Source organism: Klebsiella sp. Ech2A, from assembly GCF_030078455.1.
Classification (GTDB): domain Bacteria; phylum Pseudomonadota; class Gammaproteobacteria; order Enterobacterales; family Enterobacteriaceae; genus Klebsiella; species Klebsiella terrigena.
In genome coordinates, this window is the sequence record NZ_JAQGFU010000361.1 from 1 (window position 1) to 2,188 (window position 2,188).

Sequence of the window (2,188 nt, forward strand, 5' to 3'; positions counted from 1 at the left end):
GCCGAGGCGCGGCGTGAGCTTGCCGGTGATCCCGCGGATCCAGCCGCCTTGCCACTCCTCCTGGTCTTCCCAGTTTTTCGGATAGCCGATGCCGGGCTTGGTTTCGACGTTGTTAAACCACGCGTACTCCATGCCTTCGCGCCCGGTCCAGACGTTCTTACAGGTGACCGAACAGGTATGACAGCCAATGCATTTGTCGAGGTTCAGCACCATCCCGACCTGTGAGCGTATTTTCATTTTTTCGCCTCCTGTACCCGATCGCGACCTTCGTCATCCAGCCAGTTAATGTTTTTCATTTTGCGAATCATGATGAACTCATCGCGGTTAGAGCCGACGGTGCCGTAGTAGTTAAAGCCGTAGGCCAGCTGCGCGTAGCCGCCGATCATATGGGTCGGTTTCGGGCAGATACGGGTGACGGAGTTATGGATCCCGCCGCGCCGTCCGGTGACTTCAGAGCCCGGAATGTTCATGATTCGCTCCTGGGCGTGGTACATCATGGTCATTCCGGGCGGCACGCGCTGGCTGACCACCGCGCGGGCGGTGAGGGCGCCGTTGGCGTTGAACGCCTCAATCCAGTCGTTATCCTCAATTCCCAGCTCCTTAGCGTCGGCTTCGCTGAGCCAGACGATCGGCCCGCCGCGCGACAGGGTCAGCATCAGCAGGTTTTCGCTGTAGGTGGAGTGGATTCCCCATTTCTGGTGCGGCGTCAGGAAATTCAGCGCTTTTTCCGGGAAGCCGTTGGGCGGGATCTCCTTCATATGGCTGACGCTGCGGGTATCTATCGGCGGTCGATAGACCACCAGGCTTTCGCCAAAGGCGCGCATCCACGGGTGATCCTGATAGAGCTGCTGGCGGCCGGAAAGCGTGCGCCACGGGATCAGCTCATGCACGTTGGTATAGCCGGCGTTGTACGACACGTGCTCGCTCTCAAGGCCGGACCAGGTGGGGCTGGAGATGATTTTGCGCGGCTGGGCCTGGATATCGCGAAAGCGGATCTTCTCATCCTCTTTGTTGAGCGCCAGGTGGGTGTGATCGCGCCCGGTAAACTCGCCGAGTGAGTGCCAGGCCTTCACCGCCACCTGACCGTTGGTCTCTGGCGCCAGGCTGAGGATCACCTCGCTGGCGTCAATCGCGCTGTCGATGCGCGGACGTCCTTTGGCCGGGCCGTCGAGCTTGACGTAGTTCAGCTTGCCGAGGAAATTAACCTCATCCTGGGTATTCCACGAAATCCCCTTGCTGCCGTTGCCCAGCTTGTCGAGCAGCGGGCCAAGGGAGGTGAAGCGCTCCCAGGTCGCCGGGTAGTCGCGCTCAACCACCGCGATGGTCGGGGCGGTTTTCCCGGGGATAAGATCGCACTCGCCCTTGTGCCAGTCGAAGACGTCAAAGGGCTGCGACAGCTCCCCCGGGGAGTCGTGCTGCAGCGGCAGTAGCACTACGTCGGTCTCTTTATCAAGATGGCCGACGCAGACCTCGGAGAAGGCTTTAGCGATATCTTTGTAGATTTCCCAGTCGCTTTTCGCATCCCAGGCCGGGTCAACGGCGGCGGAGAGCGGATGGATAAACGGATGCATGTCCGAGGTATTCATATCGTCTTTTTCATACCAGGTGGCGGTCGGCAGGACGATATCGGAGAACAGACAGGTGCTCGACATGCGAAAATCGAGGGTCACCAGCAGGTCGAGCTTGCCCTCAATGGCGGCGGTCTGCCACTCCACCTCTTCCGGCTTCACCTCGTCCGTTGCCCCCAGCTCATCGCCCTGAATACCGCTGTCGGTACCCAGCAGGTATTTGAGCATGTACTCGTGGCCTTTCCCGGACGAGCCCAGCAGGTTGGAGCGCCAGATAAACATATTTCGCGGATGGTTTTTGCCGTTATCCGGCTGCTCGCAGGCAAAGCGGATATCGCCGGACTTCAGCGCCCGGGCGGTGAAGTCGGCGGGAGAGAGTCCGGCGGAATCGGCCTGCTGCTTGATGGTCAGCGGGTTGACGCTCAGCTGCGGCGCCGACGGCAGCCAGCCCATGCGCTCGGCGCGGACGTTAAAATCAATCAGGTGGCCGCTAAAGCGGCTGGCGTCGGCCAGCGGCGACAGTAGCTCCTGGGCGGTGAGCTTTTCAAAACGCCACTGGCTGGAGTGGTTGTAGAAATAAGAGGTGCTGTTCATCTGGCGCGGCGGGCGGTTCCAGTCCG

General features: G+C 60.5%; 1 protein-coding gene and 1 pseudogene. Both read right to left on the minus strand.

The window, feature by feature from the left end; translation table 11 throughout:
- A pseudogene (narH, locus tag PFH44_RS26940) lies at window positions 1-237 on the minus strand (nitrate reductase subunit beta); the annotation flags it as partial.
- Window positions 234-2,188, minus strand: a 1,955-nt coding sequence (locus PFH44_RS26945) for a nitrate reductase subunit alpha (RefSeq protein WP_283826742.1), incomplete at its 5' end; no start/stop codon positions are given. The gene PFH44_RS26945 and the pseudogene narH, both read right to left, overlap by 4 nt.